Source organism: Psychrobacter sp. TWP2-1-2 (assembly GCF_049896785.1).
Classification (GTDB): domain Bacteria; phylum Pseudomonadota; class Gammaproteobacteria; order Pseudomonadales; family Moraxellaceae; genus Psychrobacter.
Genome location: NZ_JAFCVA010000006.1, coordinates 188,537 through 207,437 on the forward strand (window position 1 = coordinate 188,537; position 18,901 = coordinate 207,437).

Consider the following 18,901-nt stretch of genomic DNA (forward strand, 5'->3'; position numbering starts at 1 on the left):
TATTAAAAAGTTTAAGAGTGATCTAACACTCTTTTTAGTTACTCTGCTGTTGTCATATCGATATCACCTTCGAAGCGATTGACGATATCAACATTACCAAAGAAATTGTTAGTGACTGCATATTCTTTACGAATAGCCAATTGTCCCGTCTTTTTATCAATAAAAGTAAATACGTCTTCCGCCTGAGTATCATAATCAGCATTAATAGATAGCTGTCTATTAACACGCTCGACAAACTGCTTGGCCGTTTCATTATTATTATTTGCCTCCTTAAGCTGTGCGCTTAAGGTCTTGGTCAATTGATAATCACCAATCTGAGCAGGGACGATAACAACCATCAATTTGGCAGCAACTCCTAACACAAGAATAATTAAAACGATACTCGTTACGCTAGCACCACGCTGTGTGGCGATTCCAGATAATTGCTGCACTATGATATCCCTCTACTGGTAAACAACTATTTTTAGGAGCTACCGAAATACTAGGTAGCCGTTTATTAGATAGCAACAATATTAGCATAAAACTATTATCGATAAATCAACCAATAGAGCGTCTCATAATCTTAATTACATAATCTTAATCAATAGTACCGTTGCGTTCAAAGGTTGGTAAATTAAGTCCGGGTGGCTTATGCATCCAGATATAAACCGCTTTACCCGCTAAATTCTCATCAGGAACAAATCCCCAAAACCGACCATCAGCACTACGATCGCGGTTATCGCCCATCACAAAATAATGACCTTCTGGAACGCTAATACGCCATTTGGTACCTGCTGAGCTAATTACCTCTGGTGATTGCTGCTGCAAAAATGGTGCATATTGAGAACTATTCATACCATTCAAGTAACGAACAAGATGCTTGTTTTCACCTTGTGTTTCCTGAAAGTATTGCGCCTCACCCTCTTCTTGTTGACCCATCGCTGCCGCACTGTCTTCGGTCAGTACTTGCCCTGGACCGATTTGTCCTGGTAAATAAAGCTGTGAGGTTAACTCAGGGTTTGCCGCAAAATCGACAGGCTTAGTATCAACTGGGACATCATTGATAGAAAGTGTCCCTTGATCATAACTAACAGTATCACCAGGCAAACCAATGACACGCTTGATATAATAAATACTTGGGTTTTCAGGATAGCGAAATACAGCCACATCACCATGCTCAGGCGCGCCCGTATCCAGCACTTTGTTATACGTCAGTGGTAGGCGCACCCCGTAGGCATACTTATTAACCGCAATAAAATCACCCGTATATAATGTCGGCACCATAGAAGATGAAGGGATATTAAAAGGCTCAATCAAAAACGAGCGTACTATTAACACCACTGCCAATACGGGGAAAAAATCGTAAGCCCAGCGTACCAAGAGACTTTCTTGACCACGCCCGCGAGTTTTACGCTGTTTCAGGGCTAGCTTATCTAATAGCCAAATAATACCCAAACCAATGGTTAATGGTACTAAAATTAAATTAAAATCAAAATCCATACTCAATTGCCTATTAACGAGCGACTTATCTGGCTATCTATACTATCAACTGCGCCACTAATGACACCAACAAAACTATCATTGACCAGTCAATTAGTAATGACTTACTCAACCTGCAATACCGCTAAGAAGGCTTCTTGTGGAATCTCCACATTACCGACTTGCTTCATACGTTTTTTACCCGCTTTTTGCTTAGACAATAGCTTTTTCTTACGCGATACATCACCGCCATAACACTTAGCCAAGACGTCTTTACGCATGGCTTTCACCGTACTACGCCCAATAATTTGGCTACCAATCGCGGCCTGAATTGCCACATCAAACATCTGACGCGGAATCAACTCTTTCATCTTAGTCACCAACGCATTACCACGATAGCGTGATTGGGTTTCATGCACAATCATGGCGAGCGCATCGACTTTATCACCATTAATCAGTACGTCTACCTTAACCAATTTATCAACTTGATAACGCTCAAAATTATAATCAAGCGAGGCAAATCCGCGTGATACCGATTTTAGACGGTCAAAGAAGTCCATGACTACTTCGCCCATTGGAATATCAAAGATCAGCTGTACTTGACGACCCATAAAGCGCATATCAACTTGTACGCCGCGACGCTCAATACACAAGGTCATCACATTACCAAGATAATCCTGTGGTACTAAAATCTGACAACGGGCAATCGGCTCACGGAACTCTTCGATATTATTGGGTTCAGGCAATCTTGATGGATTATCAACGTAGATAATACTGCCATCTTTTTTTACAATCTCATAGATAACTGACGGCGCAGTGGTAATCAAATCCAAGTCATATTCGCGCTCTAAACGCTCTTGGATAATCTCCATGTGCAGCATACCAAGGAAACCACAACGGAAACCAAAACCTAGCGCATCGGAGGTATCAGGCTCGAAGAACAATGAAGCATCGTTGATTTGTAGCTTTTGCAGCGCTTCACGGAATTTTTCAAAATCTGTAGATTCAACAGGGAACATACCAGCATAGACTTGCGGAGTAATCTGTTTAAAACCTGGAATACGCTCAACGTCTGGCGTTTTAGAATGAGTAATCGTATCACCCACTGGCGCGCCAGCGATATCTTTGATACCAGCAATAATAAAACCGACTTCACCCGCCTCCAAGATACCTGTATCGACAGGCTTAGGCGTAAAGACACCGATCGAGCCGACTAAATGCGATTCTTTGGTTGATTTGATATAAAGTTTATCACCTTTTCGGATAGTACCTTCACGTACCCGAACCAATGACACAACGCCTAGATAGTTATCAAACCAAGAGTCAATAATCAATGCTTGTAATGGCGCCTCACGATCACCAGTCGGTGCAGGGATAAATTCAACCAATGCTTCTAGCAGTTTATCGACGCCCAAACCCGATTTAGCAGAGACTCGTGGCGCATCAACAGCGTCAATTCCAATGATGTCTTCAATCTCTTGAATGACACGCTCAGGCTCGACTTGTGGCAAATCAATTTTATTTAATACCGCCATGACTTCTAGACCCTGATCAACGGCAGTATAGCAGTTGGCCACTGACTGAGCTTCCACCCCTTGCGCGGCATCAACAACCAATAGCGCGCCTTCACAAGCGGCTAGTGAACGCGACACCTCATATGAGAAGTCAACGTGTCCTGGAGTATCGATAAAGTTGAGCTGATAGCGCTCACCATTAGGATGATCGTAGAATAAGGTTACCGACTGCGCTTTAATGGTGATACCGCGCTCACGCTCAATATCCATGGAGTCAAGTACTTGCGCCTGCATCTCGCGATCTTGCAAGGCACCGCACATTTGAATAAAACGATCAGCAAGCGTCGACTTGCCATGATCAATGTGGGCAATGATTGAAAAGTTACGAATATTTGCTAATGCAGTCACAAAGCGCCTACTAAATTAAGGGTGATAGAATAATAAAATTAAGAAATAAATGCTGTCAGGCGCAACCGCTAAAATAGCTGTCCATCATTAAGGGAGCAATAACAAGAGAAAATAATTAGAATCAGCTTATTTGCCAATATTATCATCTCCAATCAACCGCTCAAGACATCAACTCTTACGCGCAGGCATGAAAGAGTATTCTAGCAGTTTTCTACCATAAAGTAAGGCGATTTTATTAGCAGAGGGATGATTTACAAGTGAAGTTACGAGCGGATAACTGTACAGATAGAAAGCGAGCGGCTTGATAGCACCTTATTCACTTCGACAAGACTCATGCTGACTGGATATGAACAATCAATAATCTACTGAGGGGTATTGGTTTTGGACAGATCACTCTCTATGGGTTCACATCCTGCGCTATGCAGATATTTATGCATCCATGGTGACTTACCGTAAAAAGCCCCGTTGATCTGAGTTTGCTCTATCAAGTATTCACGAAATCTAAGATAAAACTCATTATCTGGGCGGTTAGGTTGTTGCCAAAACTCATTAAGTGGTTTTTGATCTATCAGTTTCGGCGTATCATAAATCGCGCGACCCATGATCTTGGTAGGTTTTTTGTGATATACCGATTGCAACCCTGTCGTGCTATTGATGGTCACCATCCCAATACTGTGTTTCATCAAGGTTGGCAGGTGCATGTCACAACCATAGAATACACGATCAGCCACTTGATAGCGTCTAGCCAAGCTAGATACCAGCTCGCGATAATCTCGATGACCACGATCTAACGGATGATGCTTGAATACCAGTAATTGCTGCTTATCAGCATACTCTGCAAAGCTGGCAATAGACTCATCAATAAACTGCACCACATCACGATAGTCACTATGATGGGTAATCTGCGAGTCATTATGCACTTGTAAACTAATCAAAAAATAATTATTACTTTGTTCTTTGGTCAGCTTATTTTGCAATCGCTTATCAGGTAAATACCCTCGCAATTTACGCCATGGTGCTTTGAGCCAAGCGATTGCTTCTTGCCACGCCGTCATCCCGCGATAGTGCGAATAATGCGGATAGCGACTTTTGTACACCCAAACGATAATATAATAGACAATCGCAGCGATACTCAAACGATAAAAACGATTGTGAGTATACAGTGGTTTATCATTGGCTTTTTTGAGCGCTTTAATATCTGCCGTATTTAAGCGCGAATAGCCATTAATGCCATATTCTTGCAATGTAATGTAATCGGGACGCAAATAGCCTTCTTCAAATACAAAAAAAGAGGTGCCCAACTGCTCACTAATACAAGCAGCTTGGGTGTGATGCGGACGACAATCACCAAAACAGACAATCGCATCAATGCTATTTTCTTCAATGAAAGCCTGTAACCAAGAAGAGAACTGCGCTAACGTATCGGTATATTCATAGGTATTATCATGATGATAAAAGAATGCATCACCTGCATTAAAGTTAATCTTACTAACCTTAATATTTTGAGTTTGCAGAAATGTCGAAAAACGGTTGAAGAATCCGCCCATCTTTCCTTGTAACAGCAAGACGTGTCGATGAGTAAGCAAATGAGACATCGAAGCTGCCATAGTATTGAATTACCATTAATGAGAAGATGAAGGATAAAAGCGAGAGTATTTATTAAACAACTTGAATATTAAGCCGTGTGAATACACATCAATCATCACTGATTATACCGAAAAAGCCCCTACTTGTCGCAATGGATTTGCGTCACAAGTTTAGAATAAACTAACGAGATAATTTACGCAGGCGCTGCTGCCATTGATGACGCTGCTGCATAAAACGAGTAGTCGCTTGGCGTTGAAAATTTTCAGATAACATGGATAAAACTGAAGTCGCATGGTTAATCGAGCTATTTATAGGGCTAGATATTTGCGCTTGAGATTCTGCATTATGAATATCTTTAAGCAAAGGATCGCTTTTAGGAGGGTATAAATAGTCAATCACTTGCTCTACTTGTGCAAGCCCGTAGCCATTTGGCAAACGATATAAGGGATAGCTAATAAGCGCACAATATAATAATTGCTCAAGCGTTAATGCAGTGTCGCGTTTTCTTCTCTCTAAATAGTCAGCTTTCGGTGGTAACTGGGCATCAATATCTGCCGTTAACCCCCAACCAGCATAAAACGGTAAGCCGTAGCAAGTAACGTCTAAACCGCGCAGCAACGCCTCAAAGCCAGTCAATGAGCTAATCGTATGTACTTCATCAACACACTCTAAGCAATCAGGCATCGCGGTATCATAGGCGACGGCACTGACCTGTTGTAAAAAATCTGCGCTAACCTTACCAGTCCTTAGCCCTGCTTCAACGTCAGGATGCGGCTTATAAATAAGATAAGCCTCAGGATTGTCTTGGCATACACGCTCAATCAAGCCGCTGTTGGTTTTGATCGTTGAGCCGCAGTACTGCACCGATAAATCATCTTCGACTTGACCGATAATAAGCAAACGGCACTTGCCAGATACCCTAGCCTCATGCATCCACGAAGTATGCTGGTTATTGGCACTGGCGACATCAGCTCCAACATTGTATTTACTCACCCGCTGATTCAGCAATTTATCTTGCAGCTGTTGTACACGGACACTTTGCTGTGGGTTCAATGCCTGACAATGACGTAGCAACGTCTCTAAATCTGAAGGCTGGGTCGCATCATAATAAATACCTTGCTTATCTATGACGACCGACAACGGTGCTAACAACGTCGCGCCCAAACCATTTGAGCGGATAAACCCATCTTCCATACAGTATATAGACGGTAGGGATAAATGCGGCTGTTTCTCAAGTTTACGCTGTAATTTATTTTCTACTTGTTGCCGCTTAGCCAAACCCCACACTAATAGAGGCTGCTGATAATCAACACGAAAATGATCAGGATGCAATAAATTCTTGAGACGTGGCTTGGGTTTGATAAATAATGTCGTACGCGGTAGATTCGTAAAAGCTTTTACAAATGGTAATTTCCAGCGACTAAATTCATATATCGTGAGATCACCTTCAAGGCGCGCTTGCCAATATCGATTAGTCACTAGCCATTCTATCGCTGTATCAATATCACAGGCTTGCTTGGTGGCTGGATCTATATAACGACTATAATCTATATAGGCGCTATAAAATAACGTTTCTAACGTTGCAGATGTTTTTTTAGCAAATGATGTAGGAAACAACGCAGGATTTGAATGTCCCTGAGCCTCTAACAGTTTGCTGACAAGTTTTTGACGACGTTTTTCGACCGCTTTAAGCAGCTTTTTGGGTGCGCCGCTGTCATCAGTTAGACCCCAGCCACTATACCAATTAACTCCGAAGCAATGTACTACTTTACCTAACATCAACCCTTCAAAGCCCATATGGGAGCTGACCGTATAAACATGGTCAACTTGCTCTAATAGCTGGATAGGATTGAGTGCTTGAGTTAATAACCGAACCTGCTTAGGTAGTTTTAAACGGGTCAGGTATCCTGATTTTGACGCAGGATGTGCCTTTATCCAAATATGGGCATGAGGATGATTACGACACGCAGATTTTAACATCTTCTTAAACTGACGTTTATCCGCGCCCGCACCAGTGATAGAAGCGTCCCCAACCACTTGGTCAATCAATAAAACATGCGATTTCAAGGGATCTGCTGTTGTATTAACACCGTCTTCACTTATCAATTTATCCAATGACGGACAATCGATCACTGCGTTATATTTACTGAGCTGTTCATTACAAATACGTGCCATCAATTGCCGCGCACGCGCGTCATCTATTTCATAATTATTAGGCGTAGTAGCGTTTTTAGTACGCTCAATAATCAGCCGCTCAAGGCGTGAGTCATACGTCGTATCAAAATAAATACCAAGATCATCAACGACGACACTCAGGCCATGACGGCTACTAATACCAGAATCTAATGAGCGCAAAAAGCCATCTTCGACACTTAACGTCTCAAGCTTCTGCCGCTTAGCCACTTTATTAGCTCGTTGATAGCTTTTTTTACGACCCCAACCGATAAAGGCATCGGGTTGCTGAAAAGAGAAAGAGGAATTGGACAGATGAGTTATCTGATTTTTTACAACATTAGGTAATGGCAATGCAGACAGTAAATGCGTTTTACCTGCATTGATACGTTGCTGTATACCTGACCACGGATACCAGCGCTGAATATCTGCCTGCAATACCTGAGACAAAAGTACATTGTTTTGACGCATACCCTTACCAATGACCGCCAAATGCTGTGGCAATTGGTATGCGGATGATGGCAAAAGCAAGGCATTATCAGAGTGAGAGGTAACTGCCACATTGACATCATCTGCCGCGCTTTTTGCCATTTCTAACACCCTTATTCATTACTTTTGCATCTATCTATGTAGATGACTTGTTCTCTTGTTATACAACTTTTCAATAATGGTTATAAATCGAGAACCACTTTAGCAGCAATGGCCAACTGATAAACAATTTGCGATAAGCCACGAGCAATTTCTACGCGCTTGGTTTTGACTTTTGGTAATACCATAATCTCATCGCCTTGCTGGATACGGTAAGCGGTATTGACCACCTCGCTGGCGCCATTTTGATGGATAATCAAGATTTCTTTAACATCAGCATTGTCAGAGAAACCGCCTGAATTGGCAACATAATCACCAACGGTATAATCTGGATTAAAGGTCAGTGCGCCTTGTGCTCGTACTTGACCATTAACGGTAATGACAGACGTTTGCGCAGGTATCTCAATGATATCACCTTGCTGCAGAATAATATCCTGCCACGAATTCGGGACGACAACAATTTGACCCGTCGTTTTAACATTACGCGCTTTGGCAACAAACTGCTTAACCAACGCTGCATCGTCTTGACGCAGTGCTGCTTCTTCACGAGTGGTCGACTGCGTGGCAAGCGTCAGCTCTTCTAGACGATCGAGCGACTCATTAATCATGCGTTTTTGTTGCTCAGCAACAGACTCACGATAAATGGTCAAATGAGTCAGTTTAGCGAGTGGGCTTGGCTGTAGCTGTGGCACGATGTCCTTTAAGCGAGCACCATATGGTACAACCATGGCACCATTACCTGTATGCGCACCTTTTACTTGCACCGCGATTGTGCCCGCATAACGATCGGAGGTAACTACCATCTGATCACCATTATAAACAGGTACGTTTTGAGCTTCTGCCAACGAGTAATATTCCGCCGTCTGTGCACGTCCTGCACTGCGAGTGATACTAACGTTGGTGGCATTTGCTGCGGGATTGGCCACTTGCAACACATCACCAATGGTCAAATCATTCACATCAAATTCAAAGGTATATTCGTTTTGAACTTGGCCGCCTACTTCAAAGGTTTTTTTCTGCGGCGCGACCGTAATCACATCGCCATCACGAAAAGAGAATGCTTGTAATTTACCCGCTAGTAAAAAATCATACAGGTTGACTTGCTGTAGCATTTGCCCATTACGTTTGATTTGAATATCAATATAACTACCACGTGTTGGGTCAACGCCACCTGCTCTATCCAAATAAGACAATACCGAGTCTGCTGCTAAACCGCCGTAATAGCCTGGTTGCTTGACGAAACCTGTTACAAATACCTTCACTGGCTGTGCTTGCTCTAATGAAGCATAAACGCCAACGTTCGAGCGATAAATACGACTGACAGCACTTTTTACCACATTTTGCAGACTGCCATTTTGCACACCTGAGACACGTACTGGACCGATATTTGGCAAGAAAATATTGCCTTGTGGGTCGACGGTCATGGTAGCAGCATATTGATAAGCGCCCCACATCCTTACTTGGACGTTATCACCTGGGTTGATCACGTAACTGTCATTAAAGGTAGAGCCAGAGGTGGTCGAAAATGCTCCACGGAAGAGCTGCTCACCAAACATCATGTCTTGCGTGTTGATTTCTTGATAGGGGCGCGTGGTATTGATGACTGACTGACTTGACAAGCTTGAGGCATTAACCGCTTCTTGCGCGGTCGCCTGTCCTGATACACCACCTGAAAATGCCTGTGTTGAGACATTGATGTTATTGCTGTTTTGGTCTTGACTCATGCTGTTATTGCTGGTGCCAAAGCTAGACCCTGAGATTTGATCAGCATAACTGCCTGCTGCTAGTGCTGATACACTGCTGGCTGCCATGGCCAAACTTAACACTTTTATCACGGTCACAATAGGACGTGGTTTCATATTCATGAGTGGTATTCCTTTGCTGATCTATCGATCATTACTGATATCTGGTGTGTTAAAACTAGCTACGATGATCACGAACAACTGCCATCACTAGGCGCACAAATCCATAAAGCATCAAAAGTAATGCTAGCGACGTCCAAATAATATAAGCACGGCGTGGATAAGTTGCTTCTTCAGCCTGATATGGTGTTGAGATAACAATCAAATTCTTCATCTTTTTAAAAGCTTCTAAACGTGCCTTCTCAAGTGAAGATAACGACAATTTATAGAGCTCAGTAGCGAAATCAACATCTGCCTTGATAGTCTCAAACTGTACCGCTTGACGGTTCAACTTGGTGGTATTCGGTGATGTCAGCTTGGTTTGCTCTTGGTTGATTTGCTCTTCGACTGCTTTAATCTGACTTCTTAATGACACTACTTGCGGTGCATCTGGATTTAGATAGCTGAGTAATTGACGCTCTTCGGTACGTAATGAGCTTAATTGCGCTTGCAAACTACCAATCAGCTGATTCACAATTTGAGCATTGGATTGTGGATCGTAAATCTCATTTTCGTTTTGATACTTTAATAGCTGCTCTTTGGCATCATTTAGGCGATCTTGTGATTCATCTAACTGTGTCTCAGCAAATACCAGCTGATCACGAGCCACCTCTTGTGAAATACGGTTGACGAACTGCTCAGACTCATTGAGGATCGTTTTATTCAGCTCAAAAGCATACTTTGGATCAAAGGCTTCTGTCGATACTGACAGCACATAGCTTTGCTCGTCCAGATTGATGTGTACACGCTTTTTGAAGTACTCAAGTAATTCTTCTTGTGTGGCATCAGGCTCAATTTCATTGAGCGGATCTGAGCCATCGACATGATACGCTTCGCGGAACTTGAACTTATTATCAAGGCGCTTCACCATATCATTGGATAGAATATACTCGGTCAGATAAGTCGCATCTTCTTTACTGGTACTGTTCACACCCAACAAGGCCGACAGTCCACCGCCAGAAGGCACACTGGTATCACTGACTTGTTTGACCACCACATCAGCCGTCGAAATAAACCGCGGATGAGCAATGGTCATGACATAAAATATCACCAATACCCAAGGGAGGACCACCAAGCCAATAAACAGCGAGAAGTCAATTATCTTATTTTTTCGCTTTGTGGACATGCTCTTCATATACCTCAATCGCTTCTGTTGTGTCTTCAAAGACGTGTGCTGTTTGATCCATTAGCACAATACCAATATCACAATTACGCTTAATATCACCGATGTTATGCGATACGATTAAAAACCCTGCTTGTTCACGGCGCGCGGCCAATATCTCTTCACTACGCTTACGAAAAGCCGCATCACCCACAGCGCCCGCTTCATCAAGCATATAATAATCAAAATCGAAGGCCAAGCTTAGCCCAAAGGTTAATCGCGCTCTCATGCCTGATGAATAACTTTTTACCGGCATATCGAAATAGTTTCCGATATCTGCAAACTCTTCCACAAAACGAATTTTTTCGTCAATATAGGGACCGCTTGAATAAAGACGGCAAACAAAGCGGACGTTTTGACGACCCGTCAAACTACCTTGGAAACCGCCGGCTACCCCTACTGGCCAAGAAATCGTCGAGTCGGTAATAATCTCTCCGTGATCAGGCTTATCTAGTCCGCAAATAATACGCAGCAAAGTCGATTTACCCGCCCCGTTACGACCGAGTAAACCCACACTTTTTTTATCACCAATGGTCAGATTCAAATCTTTAAATAGATAATGTCGACCCTGCTTGGTCATAAAGGACTTAGAAACATTTCTAATTTCAATCATTCACTTACCCGTCGTTATTTAGAACGTATTAGGTCTCTTTCTACCGCTTTATACATGAGTAGACCTAAAAAATTTACTGCAACCGTCCACTTTAAAAAATACGTTATATCGATATTATAAATAGGATAACTGGGTGCTAAAGCATGCCGCATCAATTCAATATTATGAATATAAGGAATATATAATAAATAACTCAGATATGGCTCAGGAATAATATGGATAGAATAAACTATGCCAGAACCAAAATATAAAATAGTAAAAACTAAACTTATGATTTTACTAATTTCACCACCATAATAACCGACAACCATCATAATCATTGCCAGACCAAAGCCAAATAAGAATAGCGTTATCCAACAGAATAATACTATGTGTAATTGTGAGAAACTAATAGATGTACCAATAAATGCCAACATCACCAAAAGTAGTAAGAAGGTAAAAAAGTAAATCACTAATTCCAAAAATGAGCGGGCAATAATGACATCGATATGACGCACAGCTCGGTACATTAGAAGACCCTGATTAGCTTCTACGGCACCCAATGCGCGTGTAGCAATAGTGCTCATCATTCGGAATGATACTAAACCTGCGACCAAGAATAATTTATAATCCATTCCTGGCAAAACTCGAGCCATAATAGTACCAAATATGATCAAATAGACACCAACTTGAAAAAGTATTTCAAGTGGCGCCCACAGATAGCCCAAGCGATAACCACCAAAGCGCGTTTGCAGCTCACGCATTAGCAGAGCATGAAATGCGGCACCCATGACTTTTAGACCACTGCGATGCTTAATAGGACGATAAGGAGGTAGTTGTACAGACATGGCGTTACAGGACTTTACCGAAAACAGCCCCTATGATAAGTAAGCGGGACATAAGTTACAACAATTAATCTGTACCTAAACAGATAAAGCTATGGTTTAGCAAGAAATCAGTAGGTAATTATAATGTTTTATGGTGCGACTTGAGCCATTCACCATATCCTGAAATAATTTATTTCAGGCAAAAAAAAACCAATCAAATAATGATTGGCATTTTTAATATTACAGGTATTGCTAAAAATGGTGGCGATGAAGAGACTTGAACTCTTGACCTCACGATTATGAGTCATGCGCTCTAACCAGCTGAGCTACATCGCCATTTTAGGATGCACATTTTACCCAAGCTGTTGACTGTCGTCAACCCCTAAAGGGCATTTTTTGCAGAAAATATGAAATTTATTCAAATTAGCTGCATTTTTATCACGAACAATAAAAAAGGTTTGGTAAACCGATAAGCCGGGTTCTGTCGTGGACAATCATTCCTCTAGGCGTACAATCGCTCGTACGCTCAAGCAACCTACCCGCATCGAACGCGGGCCGCGCCATGCCGATGCCTATTTGGTCTTGCTACGCGTGGAGTTTACCATGCCGTGAACTGTTGCCAGACACGCGGTGCGCTCTTACCGCACCCTTTCACCCTTACCGATGACATGAATATCTTGCGATACTCATATAAGCCAAAGGCGGTCTACTCTCTGCTGCACTGGTCGTCAAGTTACCCTGCCCAGCCGTTAGCTGGCACGCTGCCCTATGTAGCCCGGACTTTCCTCCCCTGCATGTCTGTTGCCAGTGTGCAGCGGCGATTGCCTAGTCTACCAAGCGCGCTAGTATAGCAAAATTAATCTTGCTTTCGGAAAGTTTTTTAGCTTATTTTTAAAGGTGATTTATATAAAGTTTTTAGGGAGTATAAAATCCATATTGCCACTGCCATCATGCTGTACAGATAAGGCTAACCAATGCACAATTGGATAATGCTGTGCTAGATAGTTTTGTAGAAAATCAATTGTGCTATTTGCAATCTCAACATCCGTCTGAGCAGCATCGTCATGGATATGATTATAAATGATGCTATGTACCGATAACCCACGTGCTTTTATTGCCTCTAAACTCAGTAATGTGTGGTTGATACTGCCCAAACGACCAGAAGTAACCAAAACAATCGGATAACCTTGAGCAGCAATATAATCTAAAATTAATAACTGCTCCGTTATTGGCACGAGCAACCCACCAGCACCTTCTAGTAATACCAAGTCATACTCAGCTTGCAATCGTTTGGTGGCACTAGTGATCTGTTCAGGATCTAGCACTTCCCCTGATAACCGAGTCGCTAAGTGCGGTGATGCAGGCTTCTCATAACGATATGGACAAGTGGTGAAATTAAGGTCGCAAGGTTGCAACGGAAGGTTCATCAACTGACGATGGGTAAGGATATCATCAGCAATTCCCATCTCGCCACTATCTAGATTTATTGCGACACCAGTTTGCACCAGCTTTTGGGTAATAACATCAATACCTTGCTGCATAAGCGCTTTGGCAATCATACCCGTCGCATAAGTTTTGCCGATGTCGGTATCGATACCGGAGATAAAGAGAACGCTCATTATTGACCTTTTTGCGTTAAATAAATACTGACTACTTTTAACAATGCTTGGCAAAGGGTAGCAAGTTCGTCATCTGTAATCACATAAGGCGGCATGATATAAACCAATTTACCAAATGGTCTGACCCAAATACCGTTTTCAATCAGCAAGGTTTGAAAGGTCGGCATATCAACGGAATTGTCTAGCTCAATGACTGCGACCGCACCCAAACAACGTACCTCAGCAACACCTTCTAGCAGCGCAGCTGGCGCTAGCTGCTGCTCCATAGTCCGTTGCATATTTGCAGTACGTGCTTCAATATCGTAAGACAAAATCAAATCAATCGATGCACACGCGACAGCGCACGCCAATGGATTTCCCATAAAAGTAGGACCATGCATCAGTGCGGGATAGTCACTGTTATGGATGGTATCAGCAATTTTGCGAGTGCATAAAGTCGCCGCAAAAGTCATATAGCCACCAGTCAGCGCCTTGCCAATGGTCATAATATCAGGGCTGATAGCAGCATGCTCACACGCAAACAGTTTGCCACTACGACCAAAACCCGTGGCGATTTCATCGGCAATTAGTACTACTTTGTATTTATCACACAATTTGCGAAGCAGCTGCAAATACTGAGGACTATAAAAGCGCATCCCGCCTGCGCCTTGAATAATCGGCTCGATAATAAAACCGGCGAGCTGATCGCTATTTTTATCAAAGAAATCCGTTAATTCATCATATTCCTGTTGGGTAATATCACGTTCAAAGCCCAGTGGCGGAGCTGGCACAAAATGCTGCATGGGCAGCTGTTTACCGTATAAACTATGCATGCCATTGATAGGGTCGCAGACACTCATGGCATGCCACGTATCACCATAATAACCTGAATGGGTCGAGGCAAATTGGCACTTTTGTGGACGCTTAGCAGCAATTTGATATTGCAATGCCATTTTTAATGCCACTTCGACGGCAATGCTGCCGCTATCGGCATAAAATATTGCATCGAGTCCATTAGGTACGATAGAAAGCAATTTTTTACCCAAATCTATCGCTGGCTGATGGGTTAAGCCGCCAAACATCACATGCGCCATTTTGCCTAATTGTTCAATCATTGCTGCATTGAGCACTGGATGATTATAGCCATGGACACTCGCCCACCATGACGACATACCGTCAATTAGGCGCGTGCCATTATTAGTGACGATATAAATACCTTCAGCATGGTCGATAACGATATTTGGATAAGTGGGCGGTAAGCTGGCATAAGGATGCCAAAGGTGCTGTTGGTCAAAGTCGCTGGTAGCAGTACTCATAGTCATAGTATGCCCACAATCGAAAAGCATTTATTTTTAAAAAAACGTCCTACCATTTGAATATCCGTATTCGTCATATTATTCCTAGGTTTTAGCACTTTCATACACCCATAACATAATCTGCAACGCATTACTGACCAGTAATACGTTTGTATTTTGACATCAAATCGCTTTGGGTTTCGACGTGGTTTGGGTCATGCGGGATACAGTCAACCGGACAGATGACCACGCATTGCGGCTCGTCGAAGTGCCCGACACATTCGGTGCATAAATCAGGGTCAATCACATAAATATCATCGCCTTCTGAGATGGCTTCGTTTGGGCAGGCAGGCTCGCACACATCACAGTTGATGCATTCATCAGTAATTAATAACGCCATAGACTGCTCCTTATATTTTTCTTATAACACTTGTATCGTTGGCTTTGACGATTTCGATGCGTTTAAATATTCAACACATCTTAATTATCAGCAGGTATTTTGCTATTTAAGATTGAGTTTTTCAGCAAAAGCTTGTGACACACATGGTGGGACAAATTTAGTCACATCACCACCGAGTTTGGCGATTTCTCGAATCATCGTCGAGGAGATGAATGAGTAATTCTGCGATGGCGTCAAAAACACCGCTTCAAAGTTTTCATCAAGCTCACGGTTCATATTGGCCAGCTGAAATTCATATTCAAAATCTGACATCGCCCGCAGACCTCGTAAGACAGCAGTGGCATTTTTTTCACGCATAAAGTCAACGAGCAAACCTTCAAAACCCACGACCGATACTTGTGGTAAGTCAGCAAATACCGTCTCGACTAAGGCGACGCGCTCCTCAAAGTTAAATAAAGGCTTTTTATGATGTCCTGAGGCAACCGCAATAACAACCTCATCAAACAGTTTGGTGGCGCGTATGACCAAGTCCACATGACCATTGGTAATAGGATCAAAGGTACCAGGATATAAAATTCTAGTGTGCAGCTTTGAGGAGTTAGCAGAAGTAGAGTGGCTCATAGCGTGGCTAATAGGGTCAGTAATAGTAGGCTATATGCTAGCAAATTTTGCTCAAACTTAATACTTATCGTCGATGCATTTGTAAATAGTTACCGCCTTAAACTCACTTAATGTACTCAGTCTTCTGTTTGCGCCCGATTGCTGTGTGACCACCTTAAATGACTTCGACTATATTGGCTACATTTGTCCTAATAGCCGACTTACATTTTTGTTAGAGGCTTTGCTACAATAGGCGGTTCGACTCATCCGTTTTATAAACCAAATAAAAGACAATGCCATTTATTGAGTTAGGATGAGGAATCAGTAGGACTAGTCAGATAAGGACTTTGTATTTGTAGGCAGTCCTTATGGAGAAATTATGTCAAAAAAATCAAAAAAACCAGAGAATCAAATTTGTGCCAATAAAAAAGCTCGACACGAGTATTTTATTGAAGAAACGTTTGAAGCAGGATTGTCGTTACAAGGTTGGGAAGTAAAAGCCATTCGTGCGGGCAAAATGACCATTACGGAAGCCTATATTATCTTTCGTAATAATGAGGCATTTATATTTGGTGCCCATATTCAGCCGCTGCTATCCAGCTCGACGCATGTCAGTCCTGATAGTATCCGTACCCGTAAACTGCTGCTCAATCGCCGCGAAATCGAAAAGTTAATGGGCGCAGTCAACCAAAAAGGCTATGCCTGCGTGCCATTATCTTGCTATTGGAAAAACTCGCTGGTGAAATGTCAAATTGGCTTGGCACTGGGTAAAAAACAACACGACAAACGTAAAACGCTTAAAGACCGTGATTGGGAACGTGATAAGCAGCGTGGCTTTAAGAAGGATTTAGATTAAAGCCATCTTTCAACAGATTGGTGTTAATCTTAAAAAAACGGACGATTCAACTTTATGCTGAATCGTCCGTTTTTATTTGTTCAATCTATTTTACTTATCAACCCTCAAACAACTGGCGCAATCTTTGTTGTTTGCGATTGTTTATGAGCGCTACGTAATTTGCGCACCCCATGAGCCACTAAAAATGCGATGCCTACCCAAATCAAGCCATAGCTATAGATCATCGCCGATTCAAACGGGTTGCCTAATACGGTGATTGCCAATATGAATAATAAAGCAGGCTCCAAATAGCTCATCATGCCATAGACGTTGACTGGTAGCATCTGACTGGCATCGACATTGGTTTTCATGGCAAGCACGCTCATGACACCAAGTCCCGCCAGCATCAGGATAAAAAAGCCAGAACCGCTCACTAAGCTTAAACTGCTCGGCGCAAACAGCAATAAGTAAGCCAAAGCAAATGGTGCGAATATCGTCAAATCAACCAATAACCCAGTCACCGCGCCAATCCCTTGTATGCGGCGTAAAATATAATATAGCGGGTACGTGCCGCAGACCCAAAGCGTTGCCCAAGAGACACTTTGCGTACGAATGATTTCACTGCACACACCCACTGCTGCAAAAGCCACCGCTAGCCATTGCAGGCGGCTTATTTTTTCGCCAAACAAGACGCAACCAAACACTACCATCATGAGTGGGAATAAAAAATAACCCATCGCGGTTTGTACGCCCTGCCCATTGACTGGTGCCCACATAAACAACCAAAACTGGCTTAAGAATATAGGTGTCGGTAATAATAACCACGCCCATTGTTTAACAGAGCCTAATGCTTTGAGTTTATCGATGTGAAAACCTAAGCGCCCACTGATCAGCAAATATCCTATCAATGCCGCCCACATTGCCAGCATCCGCCAGATAAAGACTTGCGTACCTGACAATGGCGCCAAAAAGCTGCTGTAAGCATAAAGTACGCCAAACAACAAATTCGACAGCACTGCTAATGCCACGCCCAATATTAATGTGCGTTGCTGTGCGCTACCCGCCGTCCAAATCGCTGGCAATGGCAAGCGCGAGACAGTCGTTGCTAGCGTATTTACAAAGACAGTAGAAAGCATTGAAGTAGACATAAAAGCACCGTAAGTTTACATAGATATTAGAAAACCAGCTGTGAGCTTTTACTTGTTAGGGTTAAGCTTTGGTTGCTAGGTTTTAATTGTTAGCGTCTATTTTACTCAGTAACAGTGAGATATTATTGCTATAAAACTTTATTTATGAATAAATTTAGCTTTTAGAACCTTTAAAAATAAATATTTTCTTAAATTTTGACTTATAGTGATAATAATTATAAAAAATCCAGTGAATAAAATGCTTTCTAAAAGAGAGAACACCATGAGCCAAGTTTTAGATGATATCGATAAAGCGATTTTAAATTTATTACAGGACGATGCGACCTTGCCATTAAAAACCGTGGCAGAACAAGTGCATGTGTCTATCGCTACTGCCCAGCGCCGTATTCAAGCATTAATCAGCAATGGCGTCATTACCAAGCAAGTCGCTATCGTTGACCCAAACAAGGTGGGCTACGGGCTTACGGCAGTGGTGATGATAGAGATGGCGCGCTCAAACACTTCGATGCAACATCGGTTTGAGCGCTTGATGAATACACAACCACAAGTGATGAGCTGTTATGAGGTGTCCGGTGATGCGGATTTTATGTTGATGGTCAATGCCAAAAATATGAGTGATTACCATCGCTTCACGACTGGTTTGCTCACCTATGAGAATAATGTGCGCAACTTTAAAAGCCAATTTGTGATGAACTTTACTAGGGCGTGTCCCTAATTCAGTTTGCAATGAATCATAGTACAAGCTAGATACAGCATAGACTTATAATTACGAGCCAATTTCTCGTATCTAGTCGCAATACTACGGAAGTGCTTTAG

The 18,901-nt window shown here is 42.5% G+C and carries 16 protein-coding genes, 1 tRNA gene, 1 other RNA gene and 1 pseudogene; 2 read left to right on the top strand and 17 right to left on the bottom strand.

Annotated features, from left to right (window positions below):
- Positions 1-38: 38 nt before the first annotated feature.
- The 15 genes from ACP7AE_RS07825 to coaD all read right to left on the bottom strand — a co-directional run bounded on the left by ACP7AE_RS07825 (position 39) and on the right by coaD (position 16,123).
- The gene (locus tag ACP7AE_RS07825) at positions 39-431 is read right to left on the bottom strand and encodes a DUF4845 domain-containing protein (protein ID WP_227676372.1); all 393 of its coding nucleotides are present in this window, start codon (positions 429-431) and stop codon (positions 39-41) included.
- Between the two features lie 145 nt (positions 432-576).
- Positions 577-1,479 (bottom strand): signal peptidase I, encoded by a 903-nt coding sequence (gene lepB, locus ACP7AE_RS07830; protein WP_201539787.1) that lies wholly within the window; start codon positions 1,477-1,479, stop codon positions 577-579.
- A gap of 104 nt (positions 1,480-1,583) precedes the next feature.
- A complete protein-coding gene (gene lepA, locus ACP7AE_RS07835) occupies positions 1,584-3,380 on the bottom strand; it encodes a translation elongation factor 4 (RefSeq protein ID WP_198329650.1) in 1,797 nt (598 codons plus the stop codon).
- A gap of 362 nt (positions 3,381-3,742) precedes the next feature.
- A complete protein-coding gene (locus tag ACP7AE_RS07840) occupies positions 3,743-4,987 on the bottom strand; it encodes a capsule biosynthesis protein (protein WP_426242321.1) in 1,245 nt (414 codons plus the stop codon).
- A 160-nt stretch (positions 4,988-5,147) separates the two neighbouring features.
- Positions 5,148-7,730, bottom strand: coding sequence for a capsular polysaccharide biosynthesis protein (locus ACP7AE_RS07845; RefSeq protein WP_426242323.1), 2,583 nt, complete (start codon positions 7,728-7,730; stop codon positions 5,148-5,150).
- A gap of 80 nt (positions 7,731-7,810) precedes the next feature.
- Entirely contained in the window at positions 7,811-9,592 is a 1,782-nt protein-coding gene (locus ACP7AE_RS07850) for a polysaccharide biosynthesis/export family protein (RefSeq protein ID WP_426242325.1), read from the bottom strand.
- A 55-nt stretch (positions 9,593-9,647) separates the two neighbouring features.
- On the bottom strand, positions 9,648-10,754 hold the full coding sequence (locus ACP7AE_RS07855; protein ID WP_226950228.1) for a capsule biosynthesis protein: 1,107 nt from the start codon (positions 10,752-10,754) through the stop codon (positions 9,648-9,650).
- Positions 10,732-11,403 (bottom strand): ABC transporter ATP-binding protein, encoded by a 672-nt coding sequence (locus tag ACP7AE_RS07860; protein WP_045443596.1) that lies wholly within the window; start codon positions 11,401-11,403, stop codon positions 10,732-10,734. Before ACP7AE_RS07860 ends, ACP7AE_RS07855 begins: the two co-directional genes overlap by 23 nt.
- A 14-nt stretch (positions 11,404-11,417) precedes the next feature.
- The gene (locus ACP7AE_RS07865) at positions 11,418-12,173 is read right to left on the bottom strand and encodes an ABC transporter permease (protein WP_227676378.1); all 756 of its coding nucleotides are present in this window, start codon (positions 12,171-12,173) and stop codon (positions 11,418-11,420) included.
- 295 nt (positions 12,174-12,468) lie between these two features.
- Positions 12,469-12,545 (bottom strand) — tRNA-Met (locus tag ACP7AE_RS07870).
- 118 nt (positions 12,546-12,663) lie between these two features.
- Positions 12,664-13,046: RNase P RNA component class A (gene rnpB, locus ACP7AE_RS07875), an RNA gene on the bottom strand.
- 65 nt (positions 13,047-13,111) lie between these two features.
- Complete coding sequence (bioD, locus tag ACP7AE_RS07880) at positions 13,112-13,828, bottom strand: dethiobiotin synthase (RefSeq protein ID WP_426242328.1); 717 nt, start codon at positions 13,826-13,828, stop codon at positions 13,112-13,114.
- Positions 13,828-15,123 carry an adenosylmethionine--8-amino-7-oxononanoate transaminase gene (gene bioA / locus ACP7AE_RS07885; protein WP_426242330.1) on the bottom strand — a complete coding sequence of 432 codons (1,296 nt, stop codon included), beginning with the start codon at positions 15,121-15,123 and terminating at the stop codon, positions 13,828-13,830. The genes bioD and bioA overlap by 1 nt, the downstream gene beginning before the upstream one ends.
- 130 nt (positions 15,124-15,253) lie before the next feature.
- Complete coding sequence (locus ACP7AE_RS07890; RefSeq protein WP_149490624.1) at positions 15,254-15,502, bottom strand: YfhL family 4Fe-4S dicluster ferredoxin; 249 nt, start codon at positions 15,500-15,502, stop codon at positions 15,254-15,256.
- Between the two features lie 102 nt (positions 15,503-15,604).
- Positions 15,605-16,123 carry a pantetheine-phosphate adenylyltransferase gene (coaD, locus tag ACP7AE_RS07895; protein WP_426242333.1) on the bottom strand — a complete coding sequence of 173 codons (519 nt, stop codon included), beginning with the start codon at positions 16,121-16,123 and terminating at the stop codon, positions 15,605-15,607.
- 358 nt (positions 16,124-16,481) lie between these two features.
- On the opposite strand from coaD, the gene smpB reads away from it, so the two are divergent.
- Positions 16,482-16,958, top strand: a complete 477-nt coding sequence (gene smpB / locus ACP7AE_RS07900) for an SsrA-binding protein SmpB (RefSeq protein WP_045453654.1) — start codon at positions 16,482-16,484, stop codon at positions 16,956-16,958.
- Between the two features lie 104 nt (positions 16,959-17,062).
- On the opposite strand, the gene rarD is transcribed toward smpB, so the two are convergent.
- Entirely contained in the window at positions 17,063-18,085 is a 1,023-nt protein-coding gene (rarD, locus tag ACP7AE_RS07905; protein ID WP_426242335.1) for an EamA family transporter RarD, read from the bottom strand.
- A gap of 262 nt (positions 18,086-18,347) precedes the next feature.
- Here rarD and ACP7AE_RS07910 point away from each other — a divergent pair, with 262 nt between their 5' ends.
- Positions 18,348-18,800 (top strand): Lrp/AsnC family transcriptional regulator, encoded by a 453-nt coding sequence (locus tag ACP7AE_RS07910; protein WP_426242337.1) that lies wholly within the window; start codon positions 18,348-18,350, stop codon positions 18,798-18,800.
- On the opposite strand, the pseudogene ACP7AE_RS07915 reads toward ACP7AE_RS07910, so the two are convergent.
- A pseudogene (locus tag ACP7AE_RS07915) lies at positions 18,797-18,901 on the bottom strand (IS5/IS1182 family transposase); the annotation flags it as partial. The gene ACP7AE_RS07910 and the pseudogene ACP7AE_RS07915 sit on opposite strands and share 4 nt — an antisense overlap.

Bases quoted from the DNA above. Each gene is read 5' to 3' on its own strand.
- lepB (WP_201539787.1), bottom strand. From the start codon at position 1,479: ATGGATTTTGATTTTAATTTAATTTTAGTACCATTAACCATTGGTTTG.
- ACP7AE_RS07840 (WP_426242321.1), bottom strand. From the start codon at position 4,987: ATGGCAGCTTCGATGTCTCATTTGCTTACTCATCGACACGTCTTGCTG.
- ACP7AE_RS07845 (WP_426242323.1), bottom strand. From the start codon at position 7,730: ATGGCAAAAAGCGCGGCAGATGATGTCAATGTGGCAGTTACCTCTCAC.
- ACP7AE_RS07850 (WP_426242325.1), bottom strand. From the start codon at position 9,592: ATGAATATGAAACCACGTCCTATTGTGACCGTGATAAAAGTGTTAAGT.
- ACP7AE_RS07855 (WP_226950228.1), bottom strand. From the start codon at position 10,754: ATGTCCACAAAGCGAAAAAATAAGATAATTGACTTCTCGCTGTTTATT.
- ACP7AE_RS07860 (WP_045443596.1), bottom strand. From the start codon at position 11,403: ATGATTGAAATTAGAAATGTTTCTAAGTCCTTTATGACCAAGCAGGGT.
- ACP7AE_RS07865 (WP_227676378.1), bottom strand. From the start codon at position 12,173: ATGGGTGCCGCATTTCATGCTCTGCTAATGCGTGAGCTGCAAACGCGC.
- bioD (WP_426242328.1), bottom strand. From the start codon at position 13,828: ATGAGCGTTCTCTTTATCTCCGGTATCGATACCGACATCGGCAAAACT.
- bioA (WP_426242330.1), bottom strand. From the start codon at position 15,123: ATGAGTACTGCTACCAGCGACTTTGACCAACAGCACCTTTGGCATCCT.
- ACP7AE_RS07890 (WP_149490624.1), bottom strand. From the start codon at position 15,502: ATGGCGTTATTAATTACTGATGAATGCATCAACTGTGATGTGTGCGAG.
- coaD (WP_426242333.1), bottom strand. From the start codon at position 16,123: ATGAGCCACTCTACTTCTGCTAACTCCTCAAAGCTGCACACTAGAATT.
- smpB (WP_045453654.1), top strand. From the start codon at position 16,482: ATGTCAAAAAAATCAAAAAAACCAGAGAATCAAATTTGTGCCAATAAA.
- rarD (WP_426242335.1), bottom strand. From the start codon at position 18,085: ATGTCTACTTCAATGCTTTCTACTGTCTTTGTAAATACGCTAGCAACG.
- ACP7AE_RS07910 (WP_426242337.1), top strand. From the start codon at position 18,348: ATGAGCCAAGTTTTAGATGATATCGATAAAGCGATTTTAAATTTATTA.